Below are 755 nucleotides of genomic sequence, written 5' to 3' on the forward strand. Positions count from 1 at the left end.
CGCAAAGAGGCGACAACTGCAACAACGGAAGAAAATGCTGCTGTTGACACCACAGGAATGAATGTTCTTCTGAGTGCAACAACACCAACTGAAACACCAGACCTTGCAGCGCAAGCGCAAACCTTGACGCAAGGCATGCTAAACATGGCTGAGAAATCGGTTGCGTCGTTCAACAAAGTCAATCCGTTGGAAGTAAAAGGTGAAGCAAAAACAACAAGCCCAGCGCAAGCTAATGCCTTGTTAAACACATCACCGCAACAGCAAGATATTCAAACTAGCCAAACGGCTTCTGCGAATGCACGCGTGAATAACTCTGCCGTAGACTTTCAAGCATTGTTGAACCAACCAGCGCAAGGGCAAGCACCGACTGCACCACTGAACGTTCAAACTTCTGCTCCGTCCGCTCAAGCAGTGAGTGCTGCGACAGTGGCTCATGCTCATACGCAAGGCTCAGAGTGGGCAGCAGTGAAAGTGGACACAAGTGCAGGCAAATGGGGCGAGCAGATGATGCAAGTGCTGCATGACCGAGTCACCTTGCAAGCACAGCAAAGTGTTCAGGAAGCGAAAATACGTCTCGATCCGCCCGATCTAGGCAAACTGGATTTACTCGTTCGTGTTGAGGGCGATCGATTGAGCGTACAGATCAACGCAAACACGGCGGCAACACGTGAAGCCTTGATGCAAGTATCGGAACGCTTACGCACTGAACTACAAGAACAAAACTTCGTCCATGTTGATGTCAATGTAGGTGCCGA

At 50.1% G+C, this 755-nt stretch carries 1 protein-coding gene; it reads left to right on the plus strand.

Annotated features, from left to right (window positions below):
* On the plus strand, positions 1-755 hold a 755-nt coding region (locus R7E78_RS26220; RefSeq protein WP_318058619.1), incomplete at both ends, for a flagellar hook-length control protein FliK.

This window comes from Vibrio sp. YT-19(2023) (genome assembly GCF_033337395.1).